24 protein-coding genes are annotated in these 20,414 nt (G+C 73.7%); 19 read left to right on the forward strand and 5 right to left on the reverse strand.

Features of this window, described 5'->3' with window-relative positions; all coding sequences use genetic code 11:
- Nucleotides 1-16 precede the first annotated feature (16 nt).
- Nucleotides 17-847 (reverse strand): response regulator transcription factor, encoded by an 831-nt coding sequence (locus ACF09E_RS20750; RefSeq protein WP_388792185.1) that lies wholly within the window; start codon nucleotides 845-847, stop codon nucleotides 17-19.
- A gap of 226 nt (nucleotides 848-1,073) precedes the next feature.
- Between ACF09E_RS20750 and ACF09E_RS20755 the strand changes: the two genes are divergently transcribed.
- The 8 genes from ACF09E_RS20755 to ACF09E_RS20790 all read left to right on the forward strand — a co-directional run bounded on the left by ACF09E_RS20755 (nucleotide 1,074) and on the right by ACF09E_RS20790 (nucleotide 6,357).
- Nucleotides 1,074-1,919 carry an alpha/beta hydrolase gene (locus tag ACF09E_RS20755; protein ID WP_392206450.1) on the forward strand — a complete coding sequence of 282 codons (846 nt, stop codon included), beginning with the start codon at nucleotides 1,074-1,076 and terminating at the stop codon, nucleotides 1,917-1,919.
- 45 nt (nucleotides 1,920-1,964) lie between these two features.
- The gene (locus tag ACF09E_RS20760; RefSeq protein WP_361848568.1) at nucleotides 1,965-2,219 is read left to right on the forward strand and encodes a MoaD/ThiS family protein; all 255 of its coding nucleotides are present in this window, start codon (nucleotides 1,965-1,967) and stop codon (nucleotides 2,217-2,219) included.
- A gap of 10 nt (nucleotides 2,220-2,229) precedes the next feature.
- Nucleotides 2,230-3,453 carry a hypothetical protein gene (locus tag ACF09E_RS20765; protein ID WP_392206451.1) on the forward strand — a complete coding sequence of 408 codons (1,224 nt, stop codon included), beginning with the start codon at nucleotides 2,230-2,232 and terminating at the stop codon, nucleotides 3,451-3,453.
- Nucleotides 3,454-3,583: 130 nt separating this feature from the next.
- On the forward strand, nucleotides 3,584-4,270 hold the full coding sequence (locus ACF09E_RS20770; RefSeq protein ID WP_388792191.1) for a DUF2993 domain-containing protein: 687 nt from the start codon (nucleotides 3,584-3,586) through the stop codon (nucleotides 4,268-4,270).
- A 260-nt stretch (nucleotides 4,271-4,530) separates the two neighbouring features.
- Nucleotides 4,531-4,611 carry a putative leader peptide gene (locus tag ACF09E_RS20775; RefSeq protein WP_350497993.1) on the forward strand — a complete coding sequence of 27 codons (81 nt, stop codon included), beginning with the start codon at nucleotides 4,531-4,533 and terminating at the stop codon, nucleotides 4,609-4,611.
- Between the two features lie 205 nt (nucleotides 4,612-4,816).
- Complete coding sequence (locus ACF09E_RS20780; protein ID WP_361848577.1) at nucleotides 4,817-5,662, forward strand: sulfurtransferase; 846 nt, start codon at nucleotides 4,817-4,819, stop codon at nucleotides 5,660-5,662.
- A 49-nt stretch (nucleotides 5,663-5,711) separates the two neighbouring features.
- Nucleotides 5,712-5,999, forward strand: coding sequence for a DUF1416 domain-containing protein (locus ACF09E_RS20785; RefSeq protein WP_015035121.1), 288 nt, complete (start codon nucleotides 5,712-5,714; stop codon nucleotides 5,997-5,999).
- A gap of 97 nt (nucleotides 6,000-6,096) precedes the next feature.
- Complete coding sequence (locus ACF09E_RS20790) at nucleotides 6,097-6,357, forward strand: DUF3099 domain-containing protein (RefSeq protein WP_392206452.1); 261 nt, start codon at nucleotides 6,097-6,099, stop codon at nucleotides 6,355-6,357.
- Nucleotides 6,358-6,402: 45 nt separating this feature from the next.
- Here ACF09E_RS20790 and ACF09E_RS20795 read toward each other — a convergent pair whose 3' ends face one another.
- Nucleotides 6,403-6,768, reverse strand: coding sequence for a DsrE family protein (locus ACF09E_RS20795; RefSeq protein ID WP_383439526.1), 366 nt, complete (start codon nucleotides 6,766-6,768; stop codon nucleotides 6,403-6,405).
- Between the two features lie 211 nt (nucleotides 6,769-6,979).
- On the opposite strand from ACF09E_RS20795, the gene ACF09E_RS20800 reads away from it, so the two are divergent.
- From ACF09E_RS20800 to ACF09E_RS20825, 6 genes are all read left to right on the forward strand, one after another.
- The gene (locus ACF09E_RS20800) at nucleotides 6,980-7,912 is read left to right on the forward strand and encodes a hypothetical protein (RefSeq protein ID WP_392206453.1); all 933 of its coding nucleotides are present in this window, start codon (nucleotides 6,980-6,982) and stop codon (nucleotides 7,910-7,912) included.
- Nucleotides 7,909-8,700 carry a hypothetical protein gene (locus tag ACF09E_RS20805; RefSeq protein WP_392206454.1) on the forward strand — a complete coding sequence of 264 codons (792 nt, stop codon included), beginning with the start codon at nucleotides 7,909-7,911 and terminating at the stop codon, nucleotides 8,698-8,700. Before ACF09E_RS20800 ends, ACF09E_RS20805 begins: the two co-directional genes overlap by 4 nt.
- Nucleotides 8,697-9,566, forward strand: coding sequence for a hypothetical protein (locus ACF09E_RS20810; protein WP_392206455.1), 870 nt, complete (start codon nucleotides 8,697-8,699; stop codon nucleotides 9,564-9,566). The genes ACF09E_RS20805 and ACF09E_RS20810 overlap by 4 nt, the downstream gene beginning before the upstream one ends.
- 277 nt (nucleotides 9,567-9,843) lie before the next feature.
- Nucleotides 9,844-10,416 (forward strand): FABP family protein, encoded by a 573-nt coding sequence (locus ACF09E_RS20815; protein ID WP_361848594.1) that lies wholly within the window; start codon nucleotides 9,844-9,846, stop codon nucleotides 10,414-10,416.
- 72 nt (nucleotides 10,417-10,488) lie between these two features.
- Nucleotides 10,489-10,983: a Fur family transcriptional regulator gene (locus ACF09E_RS20820; protein WP_392206456.1), complete on the forward strand. Its 495-nt coding sequence runs from the start codon at nucleotides 10,489-10,491 to the stop codon at nucleotides 10,981-10,983.
- Nucleotides 10,984-10,993: 10 nt separating this feature from the next.
- Entirely contained in the window at nucleotides 10,994-11,974 is a 981-nt protein-coding gene (locus tag ACF09E_RS20825; RefSeq protein WP_392206457.1) for a YgfZ/GcvT domain-containing protein, read from the forward strand.
- A 31-nt stretch (nucleotides 11,975-12,005) separates the two neighbouring features.
- Here ACF09E_RS20825 and dtd read toward each other — a convergent pair whose 3' ends face one another.
- Nucleotides 12,006-12,431 carry a D-aminoacyl-tRNA deacylase gene (gene dtd / locus ACF09E_RS20830; RefSeq protein ID WP_361863645.1) on the reverse strand — a complete coding sequence of 142 codons (426 nt, stop codon included), beginning with the start codon at nucleotides 12,429-12,431 and terminating at the stop codon, nucleotides 12,006-12,008.
- A 139-nt stretch (nucleotides 12,432-12,570) separates the two neighbouring features.
- Between dtd and ACF09E_RS20835 the strand changes: the two genes are divergently transcribed.
- Together ACF09E_RS20835 and ACF09E_RS20840 are read left to right on the forward strand one after the other, a co-directional pair.
- Nucleotides 12,571-13,191, forward strand: coding sequence for an ABC transporter substrate-binding protein (locus tag ACF09E_RS20835; protein WP_392206458.1), 621 nt, complete (start codon nucleotides 12,571-12,573; stop codon nucleotides 13,189-13,191).
- Between the two features lie 130 nt (nucleotides 13,192-13,321).
- Entirely contained in the window at nucleotides 13,322-14,566 is a 1,245-nt protein-coding gene (locus ACF09E_RS20840; RefSeq protein ID WP_392206459.1) for a GNAT family N-acetyltransferase, read from the forward strand.
- 52 nt (nucleotides 14,567-14,618) lie between these two features.
- Here the strand turns inward: ACF09E_RS20840 and ACF09E_RS20845 are convergent, their stop codons facing one another.
- Nucleotides 14,619-15,374, reverse strand: a complete 756-nt coding sequence (locus tag ACF09E_RS20845; protein WP_392206460.1) for an ABC transporter permease — start codon at nucleotides 15,372-15,374, stop codon at nucleotides 14,619-14,621.
- Nucleotides 15,367-16,329 (reverse strand): ATP-binding cassette domain-containing protein, encoded by a 963-nt coding sequence (locus tag ACF09E_RS20850; protein ID WP_392206461.1) that lies wholly within the window; start codon nucleotides 16,327-16,329, stop codon nucleotides 15,367-15,369. Before ACF09E_RS20850 ends, ACF09E_RS20845 begins: the two co-directional genes overlap by 8 nt.
- Nucleotides 16,330-16,664: 335 nt before the next feature.
- Here ACF09E_RS20850 and ACF09E_RS20855 point away from each other — a divergent pair, with 335 nt between their 5' ends.
- From ACF09E_RS20855 to ACF09E_RS20865, 3 genes are all read left to right on the forward strand, one after another.
- A complete protein-coding gene (locus tag ACF09E_RS20855) occupies nucleotides 16,665-17,417 on the forward strand; it encodes a TetR/AcrR family transcriptional regulator (RefSeq protein WP_392206462.1) in 753 nt (250 codons plus the stop codon).
- Complete coding sequence (locus tag ACF09E_RS20860) at nucleotides 17,414-18,067, forward strand: TetR/AcrR family transcriptional regulator (protein WP_392206463.1); 654 nt, start codon at nucleotides 17,414-17,416, stop codon at nucleotides 18,065-18,067. The genes ACF09E_RS20855 and ACF09E_RS20860 overlap by 4 nt, the downstream gene beginning before the upstream one ends.
- A 71-nt stretch (nucleotides 18,068-18,138) precedes the next feature.
- Entirely contained in the window at nucleotides 18,139-20,346 is a 2,208-nt protein-coding gene (locus ACF09E_RS20865; RefSeq protein WP_392206464.1) for a HelD family protein, read from the forward strand.
- The last annotated feature ends 68 nt before the right edge of the window (nucleotides 20,347-20,414 follow it).

Here is a 20,414-nt window from a genome sequence, read left to right on the forward strand (position 1 = left end):
GTCTACGCGGGGTGACCTACCTACCGGCAGGTCGCACTGTGGCATCTGCCACGTTCCGGTCCGCCAGGGGGGTGACATCGTCCGTGGCGTCCTTGACGCGGTCCTTCGCCCGGGCCCCTTCCTGCGCACGGGACTCCTCGGCCTTGGCGCGCGCCTCCTCCGCCGCCCGCTCGACCTTCTCGGGGGTGACGAAGCGGTAGCCGACGTTCCGCACGGTGCCGATGAGCGACTCGTGCTCGGGGCCGAGCTTGGCCCGCAGCCGCCGTACGTGGACGTCGACCGTCCGGGTGCCGCCGAAGTAGTCGTACCCCCACACCTCCTGCAGGAGCTGCGCGCGGGTGAAGACCCGGCCCGGGTGCTGGGCCAGGTACTTGAGGAGCTCGAACTCCTTGAAGGTCAGGTCCAGGACCCGGCCCTTGAGCTTGGCGCTGTACGTGGCCTCGTCGACCGACAGGTCGCCGTTGCGGATCTCCATGGGGGAGTCGTCCGCGACGATCTGCTGGCGGCCCATCGCGAGCCGCAGCCGCGCCTCGACCTCGGCCGGGCCGGCCGTGTCCAGGAGGACGTCGTCGATGCCCCAGTCGGCGGTGACGGCCGCGAGGCCGCCCTCGGTGACGACGAGGATGAGCGGACAGCCGGGTCCGGTGGACCGCAGCAGCTGGCAGAGCGAACGGACCTGCGGGAGGTCGCGCCGCCCGTCGACGAGGATCACGTCCGCGCCGGGGGTGTCCACGAGCGCCGGCCCCTCGGCGGGGGCGACCCGGACGTTGTGCAGGAGCAGGCCGAGGGCGGGCAGCACCTCGGTGGAAGGCTGGAGAGCGTTGGTCAGGAGCAGCAAGGCGCTCATCGCGCACCACCTGCCGTCCCTGCCGTCGGTCGGTCGTGCTTCGGTCGCTCGCTCATAACGTCGGTTCCTCCTCGGTCCCTGCGAGGACGTGCACTGCTTCGTACAGATCACTGCCGGCTCTCGCGCCCTGAGAGCTTTTGTTCATCCGTCCGTAACAACGGTCGGAAAACGCAAAAGGACCCGGGGGCTGCGTCGCCCGGATCCTCTGCCAAGGAGAATAGCCCACATGAGTTCAGAGGGAGAGGGCGGATTTCATATGGCGGATGTCTCCCTGATCACTTCCGGCCCCCGGCGGGCCATGTTGCGTACGGATGACGATGTCCCGATCGAGGCGGTGTACGAACCCTCACGGGCCGCTGTCACCGGTACGGAGGACACCGGGACGCCCGCGACCGGCACCGCGGCCACCGCGGTCGTCCTGGCGCACGGCTTCACCGGCTCGGTCGACCGGCCCGCCGTCCGCCGCGCCGCCCGGGTGTTCACGGAGCGCGGCGCGGCCGTGGTCACCTTCTCCTTCCGCGGCCACGGCCGCTCCGGAGGCCGCTCCACCGTCGGCGACCGGGAGGTCCTCGACCTGGCCGCCGCCGTCCGCTGGGCCCGTGAGCTGGGCCACGCGCGCGTGGCCACGGTCGGCTTCTCCATGGGCGGCTCCGTGGTCCTGCGGCACGCGGCCCTCGACCGCGGCACCCGCGGCAGCGCCGACGCCGTGGCGGCCGTCTCGGCCCCGGCCCGCTGGTACTACCGGGGGACGGCGTCGATGCGCCGCGTCCACTGGGTGATCACCCGTCCGGCGGGCCGCCTCGTCGGGCGCTACGGGCTCCGCACCCGCATCGACCGCCGCGGCTGGGACCCCGTCCCGCTCTCCCCGGTGGAGGCGGTGCCGCTGATCGCGCCCACCCCGCTGCTGATCGTGCACGGCGACCGGGACGCGTACTTCCCGCTCGACCACCCGCGGATGCTGGCCGGGGCGGGCGAGGCCGAGCTGTGGCTGGAGCGCGGGATGGGACACGCCGAGAACGCCGCCGACGACGACCTGCTGGCCCGGCTCGGGGACTGGCTCACGCGCGCATAGCCCATCATGGGGGGCGGCGCGCACACGAACGAAGGGAGCGCCGCTATGGCAGCGGGAACCATCCGCTACTGGGCCGCGGCCAAGGCCGCCGCCGGCGTCGCGGAGGAGCCGTACACCGCCGAACACCTCGCGGAGGCCCTCGACGCGGCCCGCGCGAAGCACCCGGGTGAACTCGCCCAGGTCCTCAGGCGGTGCTCGTTCCTGGTCGACGGCGACCCCGTCGGGACCCGGAGCCATGAGACGGTACGGCTTGCCGAGGGCGGCACGGTCGAGGTGCTCCCCCCGTTCGCAGGAGGGTGAACACGAGAGCATGAGCAACGACCAGTACTACGGCGGTCAGCCGTACGACCCGTATGCGAACGGGAACGCGCACGGGGCGGGGCAGGGGCACCAGGGGCAGCCCGTCCCCGACGTCACGCAGACGTGGGAGGGCGAGACCTGGGACACCCAGTTCCAGCCGGCCGTCACGTACGACCAGGTCCAGGCGGACCGGGCGCAGGCCCAGCAGCCCTACCCGCCGCAGCAGCATCAGACTCACCAGCAGCACCACCAGCACCAGCAGCACCAGAGCCAGCAGCCGTACGAGGCGTACACGGCGCACCCGGACCAGACCGCCCCGTACTCCGCGTACGGCGCCCCCGCCGCGTACTACACCGAGCCGCAGCCGCAGCCGGTGGAGGTCTCCGCCCCCGCCGCCGAGCCCGCTCCGGCACCGGGCGCCGCCGCGGCCGAGCCGGGTCCCGGCTGGTCCTCGCCGACCACCTCGGGGAACACCCGGATCACCGACGCCCAGCGGGCCCGCGCCGAGGGGCGCTCGCCGATCATCGCGCCCGGGATGCAGCCGGCCCTGCTGACCGCCGCCCTCGGGCTGCTGCTCGCCGGCGGCGCCGCCCTCGGCGCGTACGCCCTGCTCGTCCCGCTCGTGCTCCTCCAGGGCCTCACCGCCGCCGGCTGGTTCCGGCTGAACGGCATGTGGCCCGCCCGCCAGGGCATCGCCCTCGCCTTCGCGGGCGGCCTGGCCGCCGACGCGGTCCTGCTCGCCACCGGCCGGGAGAACACGGCCGCCGCGATCTTCGGCACGCTCGGCGTCTGGGTGCTGCTCTGCCTGGTCCTGCAGCTGCGCAGCCACGCCGACCCGGACGAGCGCATGTACGGCCTGATGGCCACCATCGCCTCCGCGGCGCTGACCGTCGTCGCCACCGGCCACCTCGGCGCGGAACCGGACGCGGTCGTCGTCGGCGGCGTCGCGGTCGCCGCGGCCGTCGTGGCGCGGGCGGTCCCGCTGCCCGGCGCCGTCTCCGCGGTCGTCGCCCTGCTGGCCTCGGCCGGCGCGGGGATCGCGGCCGGCGGCCTCACCGACCTGGGCTCCTCCGGCGCGCTGCTCGGCCTCGGGGCCGGCGTCTGTGCCCTGGTCGGCCTGCGGGTGGCGAGCTACGACTACCCGTCCCGCTTCGTGCACATGACGGCCGGTGTCGCCCTGCCGCTGACCGCCGCCGCCCCCGCCGTCTACCTGCTGGGACGGGCCCTGGCCTGACCCGGAGCCGCCCCCGGGGCGGCGGCGCGGCGACCCGCCCCGGGAACCAACCGGCCCTCCGACACGTCGATCTTCGTGTCGGAGGGCCGGAACTCATCCAGCCCTTATCCATCGGGGGGACGCACAGCCCATGCGAGCACTGCGGATTCTTTTGATCGTGGCCGTCGTGCTGGGCGGGGTCCTGGTGGGGATCGACCGGCTGGCCGTGGCGTACGCCGAGGACGAGGCGGCGGGGCGGGTGAAGCTGGCCTCCGTCGACAGCGACGCGATAGAGGTGGACATCAAGGGCTTCCCGTTCCTGACCCAGGTCGCGGACAAGCACTTCGACGAGGTCGACGTGAAGGCGACCGGCGTCAAGGCGCAGGCGGGCAGCAAGCGCATCCGGGTCGGCGAGCTGACCGTGGCGCTGCGGGACGTGACCGTGACCGGCGACTGGGCGGGCGCGAAGGCCGGTTCCGCGAGCGGGACGGCCCTCATCTCGTACGCGGACCTCACCGCCGCCTCCGACCGGGAGGCGGTCGTCGCCTACGGCGGCAACGGCAAGGTGAAGGTGACCGGCGGCGTGAAGGTGATGGGCCGCACCCTGACCCGGACGGTCCTCTCCACGGTGACCGTGGTGAACGGCGACACGATCCGGGTCCGCGCCGACGAGGTCCCCGGCGAGGGCATCCCCGGCATCGAGGACCTGGTCCGCGCGCGGACCGACTTCGACCGCCCGATCGGCGTGATCGCCGGGATGAAGGTGGAGAAGGTCGAGCCGAGGCCGGACGGACTGGCCGTGACCGTGGCCGGCCGGGACGTCGTCCTGGCGGGCTGACGGCCCCGCGCCGCCGCCCGGGAGCCCCCGGAAGTCTGCCGGGAAGCCCCCGGGAGCCTCTCGGAAGTCTCCCGGGAACTACCCGTTGGTCACATGCTGAGACACCGCTGTCCGACCAGCAGAATCCGAACCGGACGCCTCGGTACGCAGGTGCCCGGAGCCCTCTCGCACCTCCATCTCGTCTCGCATCTCGGACGATCGCGTCTCAAAATACGACACACCGGTGACACGGCCGCCTGTCCGTCCCTACGATCGAGGGCATGAAGCGACAGGCGGATCTCACGAAGCGGCGGGCAGTAGACCTGTGCCGCGTCGCCGCCATGCTCTGTCGCTCCGTCTGAGCGGGACTCACCACTCCCGTATTCCTCAGGCCCTCCGACCGAGGTCGGGGCCGCCCCGTGGACACGTACGCACGTCCGTCACGCACGCCCGCCTGCCCGACACGTCCACCGACACGTCACCGACGAGCCGCCCGCGACGAAGGCGTACCGCACCACACCGCACACCCGCACCACACCGCCGCACACTGCCCCGGAGGAGAACAGCATGGCTCGCAGCGACGTCCTGGTCGACGCGGACTGGGTCGAGGCCAACCTCGACAACCCGCAGGTCGCCATTGTCGAGGTCGACGAGGACACCTCGGCCTACGAGAAGAACCACATCCGCAACGCCATCCGGATCGACTGGACCCAGGACCTCCAGGACCCGGTGCGCCGCGACTTCATCGACCAGGAGGGCTTCGAGAAGCTCCTCTCGGCGAAGGGCATCGCGAACGACACCACGGTCGTCCTCTACGGCGGCAACAACAACTGGTTCGCCTCCTACGCCTACTGGTACTTCAAGCTCTACGGCCACCAGGACGTGAAGCTCCTCGACGGCGGCCGCAAGAAGTGGGAGCTCGACTCCCGCGACCTGGTCGACGGCTCCGCGGTCCCGGCCCGCCCGGCCACCGAGTACAAGGCCAAGGCCCAGGACTCCTCGATCCGCGCGTTCCGCGACGACGTCGTGGCCGCGATCGGCGCCCAGAACCTGGTCGACGTCCGCTCGCCCGACGAGTTCTCCGGCAAGCTGCTCGCCCCGGCGCACCTCCCGCAGGAGCAGTCGCAGCGCCCCGGCCACGTGCCGAGCGCCCGCAACATCCCGTGGTCGAAGAACGCCAACGACGACGGCACCTTCAAGTCGGACGACGAGCTCAAGGCCCTCTACGAGGACGAGCAGGTCGATCTGGCGAAGGACACCATCGCCTACTGCCGCATCGGTGAGCGCTCCGCGCTCACGTGGTTCGTCCTGCACGAGCTCCTTGAGGTCTCCAACGTCAAGAACTACGACGGCTCGTGGACCGAGTACGGCTCCCTCGTCGGCGTGCCGATCGAGCTCGGCGCCAACAAGTAACCCCGGACCCTCCCTCCTCCGGACCCCTCGACCGTAAGGACAGAACGACATGTGTGGAGCGCAGCCCGGCGGCCCCGACGCCTCGACGATCAAGCCCGGTGAGACCACCATCCAGGGCTTCGTGACCAAGGACGGCCAGCCCGTCACCGGTTACGTCCGCCTCCTGGACTCGACCGGCGAGTTCACGGCCGAGGTCCCGACCTCCGCCACCGGCCAGTTCCGTTTCTACGCGGCCGAGGGCACCTGGACCGTCCGCGCCCTGGTCCCCGGCGGCACCGCCGACCGCCAGGTCGTGGCGCAGCACGGTGGCCTCGCGGAGGTCGCCATCGCGGTCTGACCCGCGACACCGAACCGGCCGAAGGGCCGTGCCTCCTGGGGGGTTGGACGCCGTTTCCAGGACCTGAGGCACGGCCCTTCGGTCGTACCCTGAAGGTGTGTACGGACGACGCAAGCGCGTCTACTTCTGGATGATGGGTGCCTGCCTGCTGCTCTTCGTGGGTGCCTGGGCGGTCGTGCGCCTCTTCTCGACGCCGGTGGCCGTCGGCATGTGCGTGGTCGCCATGGTCATCCCCCCGGTCGCCGCGATGGTCGCCAACCGCCGGGGGCCCGAGGACCGCTGGTGGGACGACCCGTCGGGCGACCCGAAGTCGGACGAGTGGTGGGACGAGCTGGACGGCAGGAAGCGCCGGGAGTAGCCCCCGCGGGGTCCGCCGCCCCGGGCGCCCCGCCGGCGGACCCGCCTAGTAGACGAGCGCCTGCGTCCCGTCCGCCATCGCCTCCTGGACGAAGAGCTGGGCGCCGGCGATGCGGAAGCCCTCCAGGAGGTCCTTCTCCTCGATGTCGCGGCGGGCCGCGCACTGCGTGCAGACCGTGACGCGCCCGCCGCCCGCCAGGATCCCGTCGATCAGGTCCGGCAGCGGCGCCGCGTGCGGGAGCTCGAACTCGGCCGCGCGGCCCGGGAGCGCGAACCACGAGGACTCGCCGGTCAGCCAGAGCGAGACCTCGACGCCGCTGGCGGCGGCCACGGCCGCCACGGTGAAGGCCTGGGAGCAGCGTTCGGGGGCCTCGGCCCCCGCGGTCACCTTGATCACGAGCTTCTTCGGCATATGCCGAACTGTAATCTGCGGCGCCGCAACCCCCGGGGTCCCCCACGGGTCTGGGGGGTGCGCGGATGACGGAATCCGCGCTTCAGGTCTCGTGGGGGGACTCTTGAGCACAACAGAAAGCACCCGAAATCCGGAAACGGCGGTACCGCCGGACGGGCGGCGACCGACGGAAACCGCACCTCCGGTCGCACCGGAGGCCGCGGAGAGGGATGTGGTTCCGGTCACAGGGCGGGTCGAGGAGCCGGCCGCGGAGCCGGTCGCGGACCGGGCGTCCGAGCCGGTCGCCGTTCCGGCCGCGGAGCCGGTCGCGGACCAGGCACCGGAGCCGGTCGCGGACCAGGGGTCCGAGCCGGTCGCCGCTCCGGTCGCCGGGCAGCCGGTCGCGGCGGAGGACGCCGAGCCGGGGGTGCCCGCCGTCGCCGTGCGGCCGCGCCGCCGTGTCCTCCGTACCGTCGGGCTGATCGCCGTCGCCGCCGTCATCGGCCTCGTCGGCGGCACCGCCGTCGGCTACGGCATCCAGGCCGACCGCGAACCGACCGCGCTGCCCGCCCTCAACCAGCCGGGCCTCGCGTACCCCGCGAAGCCGCTCCCGAAGGGCGAGGAGCCGGAGCCGCTGTCGGCCGCGGAGGACCACCAGGCGAAGGCGCAGGGCGATCTGCGCAAGCTGCTGCTGCCCAAGCCGGCGTCCGCGCGGATCGACGGCCAGGACGGGTGGGAGTCTCTGGACGCGTACGCCGACGACTTCACCCGGCCCGAGGGGGCGCTCGAATCCGAGCTCGACTCGGACATCCGGCGCATCGCGACCCGCGCGTGGCGGGTGGGCCCGTACAAGCGGGTCGAGATCAGTCTCGTGCAGTACCGCTCGTCCGGCGGGATGGGCGCCTCGGAGTTCGTGATGAACCAGCAGCGCATCGCCATGCGCGAGACGAAGTCCGACTCGCTGGGGCAGGCGGTGAAGGGCTCGACGAACGGCCGCTACTTCGTCTATCCGGTCCGCCGGCAGGCGGGATACCTGGACGCGTACGACGCCCGCGCCTTCATCCAGCACGGTGACATCGCCGTCTCGATCATCGTCTACGACACCAAGAAGATCGCCGAGAGCGAGATCCGCTCTCTGGCCGAGCGGCAGCTGGGGCGCCTGTGAGCGAGAAGTCGGGGAGCCGCACGCGTCGGATCCTGAAGAACGTACTGGCCTCGGCGCTGGTCCTCGGGCTTGTCGGCGGCGGAGTCGCGTACACCGTCGTCACCGTCGACCGCGCCGACCGCACCGCACCCACGGTGGCGTGGGAGAAGCCCACCGCGACCGCCACGCCCGAGGACCCGGCCGCGGGCATCCACCGGGGCCGGGCGTCCACGCCCCTGAGCAGGCTCCTCCTGCCCGTGCCGGACGGCTACGGCCTCGGGGCGGACATCCGGGGCTACGGCAACGACGACGAGGTGTCCGCCGTGCGGGCGGCCGCCCTCCTCAAAGAGACCGGCAAGGGCTTCTACGGCAAGAAGCGCCGCGCGTACGAGAAGGAGGTCGACCGGCTCGGCATCCAGGGCATGGCGATGCGCTCGTACGCCAGGGGCGACAGCAGCCTGCAGGCCGAGGTGCTCATCCTGCGGATGAAGGACAAGAAGATGGTCCGCGAGTTCTTCGAGACCCGTAAGGAGTTCTCCGAGTTCCTGGACCTGCGCAAGGGGCCGAAGATCCAGGAGTACGCGAAGAGGTCCGCGTGCTACCTGGGGCCCGAGCCGGAGGAACCCGCGCAGGTGGACGACGGCGAGGACCGGACGCCGGCGCTCCAGGACATGATCTGCTCCGCCTACGACGGCGAGGTCATGGTCAGCGTGCGGGCCTACGGCGCCGCGCCCTTCGACGCGAAGGCCGTGGCGGGCCTCGTCGAGAAGCAGCTCCGCCACATCGAGTCCCCGGGGGAGTACGTATGACCGCGCAGCCGACCGAGACGCCCGCCGCCGAGACGGCGGTGCCCGCACCCGAACCGGCGCCCGTCTCCGCCGCCCCGGCAACCGAGCCGGCGCCGGCCGCCCCCGGCCGCGCCCGGCGCGTCCTGCTGGCCGTCGCCCGCTGGACCGCCGCCGCCGTCGTGTGCGGCGGCGTGGGCACCGGCACCGCCCTCGGGATCACCGCGATGGAACGCACCGACGTCCCGGGCCTGGCCACCGAGAGCGACGGCCGCTGGGACTACCCGGAGCTCCGCCTCCCGGCGCTCCCGGCGGACCGGCCTCGCCCCTTCACCTCGGGCAACGACGGCGAGATCCACCACGCCGACCTGCGCGAGCTGCTGCTGCCCGCCCCGGCCGGGGCCACCCTCGACCCGAAGCTGAAGGGCGGGTTCGTCTCGACGGACGCGTACCTCGCGCTGTACGGGAAGGAGTTCCGCGCCGACTTGAAGAAGACCCTGGCCGACTCCACCCTGCGGCACGTCGCCGCCCGCGGCTGGACCACCCCGGACGGCACCCGGACCAGCATCCACCTGCTCCGGTTCAGCTCGGTGGCCTACGCCGAGGCGTACAAGGACGAGGCGCTGCACGCCGACGGCGCGGACGGCCCGGAGGCGCTGCCGGACGGGGTCGAGGGCGTCGTGATGGACGACTTCGCGGACGACGTCGACGTCGCGGACACCAGCCTGTACGTCTTCCGGGAGAAGAAGCCGTACGGCCCCGACCAGGTCCGCTGGGCCTACGTCCAGGCCGGCGACACCCTCGCGCTGATCACCCAGACCCGCCGGGGCGAGGCCCTCGGGGTCCCCTTCCAGCAGACGGTCACCCTGCAGAACCAGCTGCTCGGCTAGGCCGTCCCGGAAGGGCGGCACCGGCCGGCGCGCCGGTCACAGCGTGCGAGAGCCACCTCACCGAGTGGGCCGGGCCCCCGCCCACTAAGCTGGGGTCCGGCCCGTTCCGCCTTCACCGCTCAGTCGAGGAGCACCCTGTGATCATCTTCTTCGAAATCCTCCTGGTCCTGGTCGCCGTCGGCGTGATCGCCTTCGCCGGTCTGGCCGTGAAGAAGCTGTACCAGGGCCAGCGCTAATCCTTCTCGCCAACCACTTCTAGAGAACGCCAGAGCTGCTCATGATCGAGATCCCGTCCGACCTCAACCCGGACCTCGTCCCCCTCGCGTTCCTGCTCGGCACGTGGGAGGGCGCGGGTGTCTCCGACTTCCCCGGCGCCGAGAAGTGCAACTTCGGGCAGTCCGTGACCTTCCGCCACGACGGCCGGGACTTCCTCGAGTACACCTCGCACTCCTGGGTCCTGGACGCCGAGGGCAACAAGGTCCGTCCGCTGGAGAGCGAGAGCGGCTACTGGCGCATCGACAAGGACCGCAAGGTCGAGGTCGTCATGGTCCGTGACCAGGGCATCGTCGAGATCTGGTACGGCGAGCTCGCCGACCAGAAGCCGCAGATCGACCTGGCCACGGACGCCGTCGCCCGCACCGCCGCCTCGGGCCCGTACTCCGGTGGCAAGCGCCTCTACGGCTACGTCAAGAGCGACCTCATGTGGGTGGGCGAGAAGGCGACCCCCGAGGTCCCGCTGCGGCCGTACATGTCGGCGCACCTCAAGAAGGTCGTGACGCCGGAGGAGGTCGCGGACATGGCCCGCAACCTCGGCGACCTGCCGGACGACGGCATCGCCTTCTTCCGCTAGAAGCGCCGCCGGATCCGTCCGGCACCCGCCGGAGCCTGGGACGCCGCGCCGCGCCCTCCTACACTGGGGGGCGTGGTGAGCACCGACTGGAAAAGCGACCTGCGGCAGCGCGGCTACCGGCTGACGCCGCAGCGCCAGCTCGTCCTGGAGGCCGTCGACGCGCTGGAGCACGCGACGCCCGACGACATCCTCGTCGAGGTCCGCAGGACCGCCTCCGGGGTCAACATCTCCACCGTCTACCGGACCCTGGAACTCCTGGAGGAGCTCGGTCTGGTGAGCCACGCCCATCTGGGGCACGGGGCTCCGACGTACCACCTCGCCGACCGGCACCACCACCTCCACCTGGTCTGCCGGGACTGCTCCGGGGTGATCGAGGCGGACGTCTCGGTGGCCGCCGAGTTCACCGGGAAGCTCCACGGGGCCTTCGGCTTCGAGACCGACATGAAGCACTTCGCCATCTTCGGGCGGTGTGCGGACTGCGCCCGGAAGGCCGTGGACGCGGCACCGTCCGAAGCCGGGCCGGCCGGCGGCGACCGCGCCCCGGGGGAGTCGGGCGCCGAGTCGTAGGCTTTCTTCCATGCAGCGACATTCCACGACCAGCCCTCTGCTGTCCCTGCCCGGCGCCGTCGCGGCGGAAGGCCGCGACGAAGGTGTCGCCGCGCACTACGGCGACCTGTTCCGCGAACAGCGCGCCCTCGCCGACGGCCGCGGCTTCGTCGACCTCTCGCACCGCGGTGTCGTCGCCGTCACCGGCGACGACCGGCTGAGCTGGCTGCACCTGCTCCTCACCCAGCACATGACCGACCTGGCGCCGGGACAGGCCACCGAAGCGCTGATCCTGTCGGCGAACGGGCACATCGAGCACGCCCTGTACCTCGTCGACGACGGCGCGACCGTGTGGGCGCACGTCGAGCCGGGGACCCGCGAGGAACTCGTCGCCTACCTGGAGTCGATGAAGTTCTTCTACCGTGTCGAGGTCGCCGACCGCACCGACGACATCGCCGTCGTCCACCTCCCGGCCGGCTCCATCGCCGAGGTCCCCGAGGGGGCCGCCGTACGGGAGACCCCGCACGGCCGTGACCTCTTCCTGCCCCGCGCCGACCTGGAGGCCTTCGCGCAGGCGCACGGCCCGGCCGCCGGCGTCCTCGCGTACGAGGCGCTGCGCGTCGAGGCGCACCGGCCGCGGCTCGGCTTCGAGACCGACCACCGGACCATCCCGCACGAGGTCGGCCTCATCGGCAGCGCCGTCCACCTCCAGAAGGGCTGCTACCGGGGCCAGGAGACCGTCGCCCGGGTGCAGAACCTGGGGAAGCCGCCGCGCCGCCTGGTCTTCCTGCACCTGGACGGCAGCGAGGTGCTGCTCCCGGGGCACGGCACGCCGCTCCGGCTCGCCGCCGACGGCGAGGAGGGCCGCCAGCTCGGCTTCGTGACCAGCTCGGTCCGCCACCACGAGCTGGGGCCGATCGCCCTGGGCCTGGTGAAGCGGAACGTGCCGGTGGATGCCCCGCTGATCGCCGGTACGACGGCCGCCGCGCAGGAGACCGTCGTCGAGCCGTAGGCCCGCCCGCAGGTCGGGCGGGGCCGGGGGGTCAGACCTCCAGCAGGACCGTGAACGGGCCGTGGTTCGTGAGCGAGACGCGCATGTCCGCTCCGAACCGGCCCGTCTCCACGTGCGCGCCGAGTGCGCGCAGCCGGGCCACCACCTCGTCCACGAGGGGCTCCGCCACCGGACCGGGCGCGGCCGCGTTCCAGGTGGGGCGGCGGCCCTTGCGGGCGTCGCCGTAGAGCGTGAACTGGGAGACGACGAGCAGCGGGGCGTTCACGTCCGAGCATGACTTCTCGTCGTCCAGTACCCGGACGGACCAGAGTTTTCTGGCCAATTGGGCGGCCTTCTCCGGGGTGTCGTCGTGGGTGACCCCGACCAGCACGCACAACCCCTCGCCGGTGATCTCACCGACGGTCTCCCCTGCGACGACGACACTCGCGCCGTCCACCCTCTGCACCACTGCACGCATGCGCCCCAACCTACCCAGTGGGCACCACTCCGACGGATGAGGGGCCGAACGGGTGCAGAGCGCCTGCACGGGCACCGGCATGAGTGGCACGATGCGTGTCAGGCGGTGCGGCAGCGCACCGGTCGAGGGGACGATTCTCATGAGTGCACCTGGCAGCGGGCCGACGCCGTCCGGCCCCGTACCGCTGATCCGCGCCGCGACCCGGGGCGGTGGACCGGGCGGCGGCCCGGCCACCCGCCCACCCGCCCAGCGGACCTCCGAACCGGCCCTGCCGGACCGGCCCCAGCCCGAGCTCGGCGCCCTCCGGCTCCCCGAGCTCCGCGCGCTGCGCCGCGACGCGCAGAGCGACGAGGCCGACCTCAGCTATGTGCGCCGGATGCTCCAGGGCCGGATCGACATCCTCCGCGCCGAGCTGGCGCGGCGGACCGACCCGGAGGCCCCGGTCCTCGACCGGCTCTCCGAGATCCTCGCCGACGTGCCCTCGCGGCACCGCTCGTCGGCCCGGCACGTGACGCTGTCGACGCCCCGCGGCGAGGAGTACCGGCGGCTCGCCGCCGAGATGCTGTCGGAGGTCGAGCTGTCGGACCTCACGGCCCGCACCGACGACGAACTGCACGCGGGGATGGGGCGGCTCGCCGGGTACGAGCAGCAGATCTCCCGGCGCCGGCAGGCCCTCCAGCGGACCGCCGACGACTGCAGCGCCGAGATCGCCCGCCGCTACCGGGAGGGCGAGGCGCAGGTCGACGACCTGCTGGCCTGAGGCCCGCGGCCGCGGAACCGCGCGGATCGTCCGGCCCGGGCGAAACGTGCCTGCCGCGGCGGCGCGGGGCCGCGGGCCGGGCCGGGAAACTCGGGTGCGGGTGCGCGAGGGCCGTGCGTAGGGTCGAAGGATGACTGCCGACGTACGCGCCGTGACGGAGTCCGAGTTCGCCGACTGGCAGCGTGCCCTGCGCACCGGTTTCCTCCGGCCGCCGGTCGTGACCGACGAGGAGGTCGCCGACCGGCTGCCGCACGTCGACCTCGCGCGGACGGCCGGGGCCTTCGACCGCGGCCGGGTCGTCGCCACCTTCCGGTCGTTCCGCCAGGAGGTCAGCACGGTCGGCGGCGGCCGGCTCACCGCCGACGCGATCACCCAGGTCACCGTCGCCCCGACGCACCGCAGGCGCGGACTGCTCAGCCGGATGATGACCGCCGACCTGGCCGCCGCGAAGGAACGGGGCGACGCGATCGCCACCCTGATCGCCGCCGAGTACCCGATCTACGGGCGTTACGGCTTCGGCCCCGCGAGCTGGTGCGGCGAGTGGAGCGTGGACCTCCGCCGTGCCGGGCTCGACCCGCGCCGCTCGGGCCGCCCGGAGGACGGCGGCCGGATCGACCTGACCGACGCCGAGGAGATCCGCGCGATCGGCCCGGGCCTGCACCGCCGGCTGGCCGGCGTCCGCGCCGGGGTCACCAGCCGCTCCCCGCGCGACTGGGCGGTCGGCACCGGCCGGAGCGTGCAGAGCGAGCCGTGGCACGAGCCGTACTACGCGGTGTACCGCTCGGAGTCCGGCGAGGCCGAGGGCTTCGTGGCGTACTCCTCGGACGACAAGTGGGACGACGCCAAGCAGCCGGTGAACACGGCGACCGTGCGGGACCTCGTCGCCGTCACCCCGGCCGCCGAGCGCGCCCTGTGGCACTACCTCTGCTCCGTCGACTGGATCACCACCGTCCGCTCGGGCTACCGGGCGCCCGACGACACGCTGCCGCTGCTGCTGCCCGACCCGCGCGCCGCGAAGCTCCTGACGTACGCGGACATGCTGTGGGTGCGGGTCCTCGACGTCGTCGAGGTCCTGGAGAGCCGGACGTATCCGGTGGCGGACTCCCTCGTGCTCGACCTGCGGGACGGGGGCGGCCTCGCCGGCGGCCGGTACCGCCTCGACGCCTCTCCGCAGGGCGTGTCCTGTACGCCCACCACCGCGTCCGCCGATCTCGCCTTCGACATCGCCGAGTTGGGCGTGCTCGCCTTCGGCGACGAGTCGGCGGTGCGGCTGGCCAGGACCGGGCGGGTGGAGGAGCCGACGGCCGGTGCGGCCGCCCGGGCCGACCTGCTGTTCCGGACGCCGCTGCGGCCGTTCTCCCCCGACATCTTCTGAGCCGGGCCGTCTGAGCCGGGCCGCCTGACCGGGCCGTTCGCGCCGGGGAAGGTCAGCGGGTGCGGAGCCGGAAGAGGAGGCCCGACGCGGCGACCGCGACGGTCAGGAGCCCGGCGCACCACCCGAGGGCGATCCACGGGGTGCCGCCGACCGGCAGGTCGAGCAGCAGGCCCCGCATCGACTCGATCAGCGGGGTCACCGGCTGGTGCTCGGCGAAGGCGTGCAGCCAGCCCGGCATCGTCTCGATCGGCACGAACGCGCTGCTCGGGTAGGGCAGGAACATCATGAAGAACGTCACCGCGCCGGCCGCCTCCGCGCTTCTGGTGATGAGGCCGATCGCCGCCGACAGCCACGAGACCGCGGTGATGTAGGCGAGGAGCAGCCCGATCGCCGCGAGCCAGCCGGTGGCTGTGGCGCTCGGGCGGAAGCCGATGGCGAAGGCGGCGCCGAGGACGAGCGTGGTGGAGAGCGCGTTGCGGGTGACGGCGGCCGCGACGTGTCCGGCGAGGAACGGGGCCCCGCCGACGTCGAGGGTGCGGAAGCGGTCGACGACCCCGAGCCGCATGTCCTCGCTGACGGAGACCGCGGTGCTCGCCGCGCCGAACCCGGCGCAGAGGACGAGCACGCCGGGGACGACGTAGGTGACGTACCGGGTGCCGGTGTCGATGGCTCCGCCGAAGAGGTAGACGAAGACGAGCATCAGCATGATCGGCAGCATCATCGAGGTGATGACGGCGTCGAGGTTGCGGCGGCTGAGCCGGATGCCGCGTCCGGCGAGGGTGCTCGCTGCGGTGAGGGTGTCAGACACGGCTGGGCTCCTTGTCGGCGGTGAGGGCCAGGAAGACGTCGTCGAGGGTGGCCGTGTGGAGGCCGAAGCGGGCGATGTCCCGGCGCTCGGGGTCGAGCGCGTCGAGCAGGTCCCGCACGTGGGCGGCGCTGCCGTCGGTGGGGATGCCGAGCGTGCGGGTGCCGGGGTCGTCGGTGGCCGGACGGCCGGTGGTCCGCGCGGTGGCTCGTGCGGTGATCCGTGCGTGGCCCTCCTCGTCGCGGGCCACGACGTCGAGGCGGTGGGCGGCGTAGCGGGCCTTGAGCGCTGCGGGGGTGCCCTCGGCGAGGGTGCGGCCCCCGCCGAGGACCGCGATCCGGTCGGCGAGCCGGTCCGCCTCCTCCAGGTACTGGGTGGTGAGGAAGACGGTCGTGCCCGCGTCGGAGAGTGCGCGGACCGCCTGCCAGAGCTCCTGGCGGCTGCGCGGGTCGAGGCCGGTGGTGGGTTCGTCGAGGAACATGACCCCGGTCGCGCCGGGGTCGCGGACGAGGCCGGCGGCGAGGTCGAGGCGGCGGCGCATGCCTCCGGAGTACGTCCTCACCAGGCGGTCGCCGGCCCCGGTCAGGCCGAAGCGGTCGAGGAGCTCGGCGGAGCGGCGGGCGGCGGCGGGGCGGGTGAGGCCGGAGAGCCGGGCCGCCGTCCAGAGGTTCTCGGCACCGGTCTGGGTCTCGTCGACGGCGGCGGACTGCCCGGTGAGGCTGATCGCGCGGCGGACCCGGGAGCGTGCGGTGACGACGTCGTGTCCGGCCACGCGCGCGTGGCCGGCGTCGGGCGCGGTGAGGGTGGCGAGGATGCGGACGGTGGTGGTCTTGCCCGCGCCGTTGGGGCCGAGGAGGGCGAAGACGGTGCCGCGGGGAACGTGCAGGTCGAGGGCGTCGAGGACGCGGACGTCCCCGTAGCTCTTGGTCAGGCCGGTGGCTTCGATGGCCGGAGGCATGGGTGCTCCCTGGGCGGTTGGAGGGCGGACTGCCGCGTCCGTACTGCGTATGGCATACGCGTTACTGTGTAAGGGTTACGCATTACTAGGATGGACGTCAAGCGTGCGAGGTGGCCGGGAGGCGGCGGGTTGTGGCGACGGACGGCGAAGGACGTGCGGGAGACGGCGGCGCGGGTGCCGTGGCCGGCGACGGGCGTGCGGGTGACGGTGGCGCGGGTGCCGCGACCGGCGGCGGGCGTGCGGGTGACGGTGGCGCGGGCGCCGCGACCGGCGGCGGCGGTGGTGCGGCCGGTGACGGCGCTGGCACGACCGGTGGCGGCGCTGGCGCGGGGGGCGTGGTCGGCGACGGCGGGACCTTCCTGCCGCCGAGCATCGAGGCGGCCTGGGGGCTGCGGGAGCGCCCCTCCAAGGGGCCCAAGCCCGGCCTGACCCTGGACCGGATCGTCGACGCGGCCGTCTCCCTCGCCTCGGCCGAGGGGCTCGACGCCGTGTCCATGGGCAGGGTCGCCAAGGAGGTGGGCGCCTCGACGATGTCCCTGTACCGGTACGTCTCCGCGAAGAGCGAGCTGTACGTCCTGATGACGGAGGCCGCCACCGGGGCCCCGCCCGAGGTGTTCCCGGCCGGCACCGCCTGGCGCGAGGCGATGGAGGCCTGGGCGTGGGCGCTGCGCGAGGTCTACCACCGCAACCTCTGGATGCTGCGGGTCCCCGTATCGGGCCCGCCCGCCACTCCGAACGCGGTCGCCTGGTGGGAGAAGGCCCTCGCCGCCATGGCGGACACCGGTCTCGACGCCGGAGCCAAGATCTCGGTGACCCTGCTGGTCAGCGGTCACGTGCGGAACGACGCCCTGGTCATGGCCGACCTCGCGTCCGCCGTCGCCGCCGCCGGGGGCGACCCCGGGGAGGCGCTCGCCCGGTACGGGCGCACCCTGCGGCGGCTCGCCGATCCGGAGCGGTACCCCGAGGTGGCGCGGATGCTGGACGAGGGTGTGATGGACGCGGCCGACGAGCCCGAGGCCGAGTTCCGCTTCGGTCTGGCGCGGATCCTCGACGGGGTCGCCGTCCACGTCGAGGGGCGGGCCTCGTGACCCCGGGCCGCGAGGCCGGCGCCCCCGGGCTGCGCGAACGGAAGAAGGAGCGGACCCGCCAGGCGCTGTCGGACGCGGCCGTCGCGCTGTTCCTGGAGCGGGGCTTCGACGCCGTCTCGGTCGCGGAGGTGGCGGCCGCCGCCGAGGTCTCCAAGCCCACCCTCTTCCGGTACTTCCCGGCCAAGGAGGACCTGGTCCTGCACCGGTTCGCCGACCACGAGGACGAGTCGGCCCGGGTGGTGACCGCGGGCCGCGCCGCCGGTACGGCCCCGCTCGACGCGCTGTGTGCCCATCTCCTCGACGGGCTCGACCGGCGCGACCCGGTGACCGGACTCTGCGACCATCCCTCGGTCCTGGCGTACCTCCGGCTGCTGTTCGGCACGCCGGCGCTGGTCGGGCGCCTGCACGCCTACCGCGTCCGGTCGGAGGCCGCGCTCGCGGACGCCCTGGCCGCCGGGTCGGGCCCCCCGGCCGTCGATCCGCTGGCGGCGCGGCTCGCCGCGGGGCAGATCGTCACGGTGCTGCGGGTCCTCGCGGAGGAGAACACGGCGCGGATCGCGGCGGGCGCGACCGCCGACGCGCTGGCGCCGGACGCCGCGGCGGCGGCGGAGCTGGCGTTCCGGGGGCTGCGGGAGGGGCTTTCGCTCTGACCGTGGCGCCGACACTCTCGATGCCAAGTTAAAAATGTAACTCAGTAATGTTTTCCGTTAGGCTTGTCGGAATGACGTCACTGGACCTTGAGCTCGCCCGCGAACGCTCCCACCACGACGCCTGCCGCGCCGCCCTGACCCGGATGACCGAGGACGTCGCCGGCCAGGTCGTCACCGGCGAGGACACCGCCGCGTCCGGCGCCGACGCCGAGGCGCTCGGCCGCCATCTGCGCAGCCGCGCCAAGGAGATGCGCGAACAACCCCCGGGTCCGCTGTTCTTCGGCCGCCTCGACCTCGACGACGGACGCGTCCACCACATCGGCCGTCGCCGGATCGGCGAGGACCCGGCCGCCCCGCCGCTGGTCGTCGACTGGCGCGCGCCCGTCTCCCGCGCCTACTACCAGGCCGGCGCCCGCGACCCGCAGGGCGTGCTGCGGCGCCGCCGCTTCGGCTGGGCCCCGTACAGCGAGGGCGCCTCGGAGGACCTGACCGCGCTCGAGGACGAACCGCTCGCGGCGGGCGGCGAGGTGACGGTCGGCGCCCTGCTCGCCGGGGAGATCGAGCGCCCCCGCGTGGGGCCGATGCGGGACATCGCGGCCACCATCCAGCCCGAGCAGGACGACCTCGTACGCTCCGACCCGGCCGACTCCCTGTGTGTCCAGGGCGCGCCCGGCACCGGCAAGACCGCCGTGGGCCTGCACCGGGCCGCGTACCTCCTCTACACCCACCCGCAGCGGATCCGGCGCTCCGGGCTGCTCGTCCTCGGCCCGCACCGCGCCTTCCTCTCGTACATCTCCGAGGTGCTGCCCTCGCTCGGCGAGACCGGCGTGCGCCAGGCCACCCTCGCCGACGAGATCGCCCGCCACCCGGTCCGCGCCGAGGACGGCGAGGAGGCGGCCCGGGTCAAGCACGACCCCCGGATGGCGGAGGTGCTGCACCGCGCGCTGTACGGCAGGGTCGACCCGGCGCCCGCGGAGGACCTGGCGGTGCCGGACTGCTCGGCCCACTGGCGGCTGCCCGCCGCGCAGCTCGCCGCGATCGTCGCGGACGTACGGGCGGAGGCCCCGCCCTACGCCACGGGCCGCGAACGGGTCCGGGCCCGGATCGTGCGGGCCCTCCAGCTCCGGGCCGAGCGGCGGCGGGGGCCCATGGGCGCGGCCTGGGCACGGCGGATCGAGCGGTCGAGGGCGGTGACGGCCTTCCTGGACGCGTGCTGGCCGAGGACGAGCCCGGAAGAGGTGCTCGCGGCGCTGCTGACGGATCCGGCGACGGCGCTGGCGGGTTCGGCGGTGGTGTCGGCCGGTTCCGCGGTTGTTCCGGCGGGTCCGGCGACGGCGCCGGTGGGTCCGGCGGGTTCGGCGACGGCGCCGGTGGGTCCGGCGGGTTCGGCGACGGCGGGTTCGGCGTCCGCCGCGGGGCCGGTGCGGGTGGCGGGCGGGGGTCCGGTCCCGGCGTCCGCCGCTTCCTCCGCTTCCTCCGTGCTGACGGAGGGCGAGTGGGCGGCGATCCGCTGGGACCGGCCGCCCCGCTCATACCGCTCGGCGCGCTGGACGGCCGCCGACCTCGTCCTCCTCGACGAGCTCGCCGGTCTGATCGAGCACCCCGAGGGCTACGGACACGTCGTCGTGGACGAGGCGCAGGACCTCTCGGCCATGGAGTGCCGGGCGATCGCCCGCCGCACCCGGTTCGGGTCCCTCACCGTCCTCGGGGACCTCGCCCAGGGCACCACCCCGTGGGCGGCCCGCGACTGGCCGGAACAGCTCGCCCATCTGGGCAAGCCCGGGACGCCGGTGGTGCCGCTCACCCTCGGCTACCGCGTTCCCGCGGCCGTCGTCGACCTCGCCAACCGGCTCCTGCCCCACCTGGGTTCCGACGTGCCGGCGGGCCGGTCCGTCCGGACGGACGGGGAGGTGACGCTCGCCCGGGCGACCGGCCGCACCGGCCTGCCCGGCGCGGCGGCCGAGGCGGTGCGCGGGGCGCTCGCCGGGGAGGGTTCGGTCGGGGTGATCACGGCGGACGCGCTGGTGGGGTCGGTCGAGCAGGCGGTACGGGGCTGCGGGGCGGCGGACCGGGTGACCGTGCTGCCCGCCACGGTCGTGAAGGGGCTGGAGTTCGACCACGTCGTGGTGGTCGAACCGGCCGCGATCGTGGCGGCCGAGGCGCGGGGCCCGAACCGGCTCTACGTGGCGCTCACCCGGGCGGTGTCACGGCTGACCGTGGTCCACGCGGCGGAACTCCCGGAGTGCCTGGCGGCGCCGACCGGGGCCGGGGCGGGGTGAGTTCGGGGTCCGGGGCGGGGCGGGGCGGTCGGGCGGGAGGGGTGCGTGGTGCCGGGTCGGCGATCGGC

The sequence above is a fragment of the Streptomyces sp. NPDC014891 genome (genome assembly GCF_043081085.1).
Taxonomy (GTDB): Bacteria; Actinomycetota; Actinomycetes; order Streptomycetales; family Streptomycetaceae; genus Streptomyces.

What these genes read in the sequence shown, in the direction of transcription:
- ACF09E_RS20750 (WP_388792185.1), bottom strand. Translation starts at nt 847, where the DNA reads ATGAGCGCCTTGCTGCTCCTGACCAACGCTCTCCAGCCTTCCACCGAG.
- ACF09E_RS20755 (WP_392206450.1), top strand. Translation starts at nt 1,074, where the DNA reads ATGAGTTCAGAGGGAGAGGGCGGATTTCATATGGCGGATGTCTCCCTG.
- ACF09E_RS20760 (WP_361848568.1), top strand. Translation starts at nt 1,965, where the DNA reads ATGGCAGCGGGAACCATCCGCTACTGGGCCGCGGCCAAGGCCGCCGCC.
- ACF09E_RS20765 (WP_392206451.1), top strand. Translation starts at nt 2,230, where the DNA reads ATGAGCAACGACCAGTACTACGGCGGTCAGCCGTACGACCCGTATGCG.
- ACF09E_RS20770 (WP_388792191.1), top strand. Translation starts at nt 3,584, where the DNA reads ATGCGAGCACTGCGGATTCTTTTGATCGTGGCCGTCGTGCTGGGCGGG.
- ACF09E_RS20775 (WP_350497993.1), top strand. Translation starts at nt 4,531, where the DNA reads ATGAAGCGACAGGCGGATCTCACGAAGCGGCGGGCAGTAGACCTGTGC.
- ACF09E_RS20780 (WP_361848577.1), top strand. Translation starts at nt 4,817, where the DNA reads ATGGCTCGCAGCGACGTCCTGGTCGACGCGGACTGGGTCGAGGCCAAC.
- ACF09E_RS20785 (WP_015035121.1), top strand. Translation starts at nt 5,712, where the DNA reads ATGTGTGGAGCGCAGCCCGGCGGCCCCGACGCCTCGACGATCAAGCCC.
- ACF09E_RS20795 (WP_383439526.1), bottom strand. Translation starts at nt 6,768, where the DNA reads ATGCCGAAGAAGCTCGTGATCAAGGTGACCGCGGGGGCCGAGGCCCCC.
- ACF09E_RS20810 (WP_392206455.1), top strand. Translation starts at nt 8,697, where the DNA reads ATGACCGCGCAGCCGACCGAGACGCCCGCCGCCGAGACGGCGGTGCCC.
- ACF09E_RS20815 (WP_361848594.1), top strand. Translation starts at nt 9,844, where the DNA reads ATGATCGAGATCCCGTCCGACCTCAACCCGGACCTCGTCCCCCTCGCG.
- ACF09E_RS20825 (WP_392206457.1), top strand. Translation starts at nt 10,994, where the DNA reads ATGCAGCGACATTCCACGACCAGCCCTCTGCTGTCCCTGCCCGGCGCC.
- dtd (WP_361863645.1), bottom strand. Translation starts at nt 12,431, where the DNA reads ATGCGTGCAGTGGTGCAGAGGGTGGACGGCGCGAGTGTCGTCGTCGCA.
- ACF09E_RS20835 (WP_392206458.1), top strand. Translation starts at nt 12,571, where the DNA reads ATGAGTGCACCTGGCAGCGGGCCGACGCCGTCCGGCCCCGTACCGCTG.
- ACF09E_RS20840 (WP_392206459.1), top strand. Translation starts at nt 13,322, where the DNA reads ATGACTGCCGACGTACGCGCCGTGACGGAGTCCGAGTTCGCCGACTGG.
- ACF09E_RS20850 (WP_392206461.1), bottom strand. Translation starts at nt 16,329, where the DNA reads ATGCCTCCGGCCATCGAAGCCACCGGCCTGACCAAGAGCTACGGGGAC.
- ACF09E_RS20865 (WP_392206464.1), top strand. Translation starts at nt 18,139, where the DNA reads ATGACGTCACTGGACCTTGAGCTCGCCCGCGAACGCTCCCACCACGAC.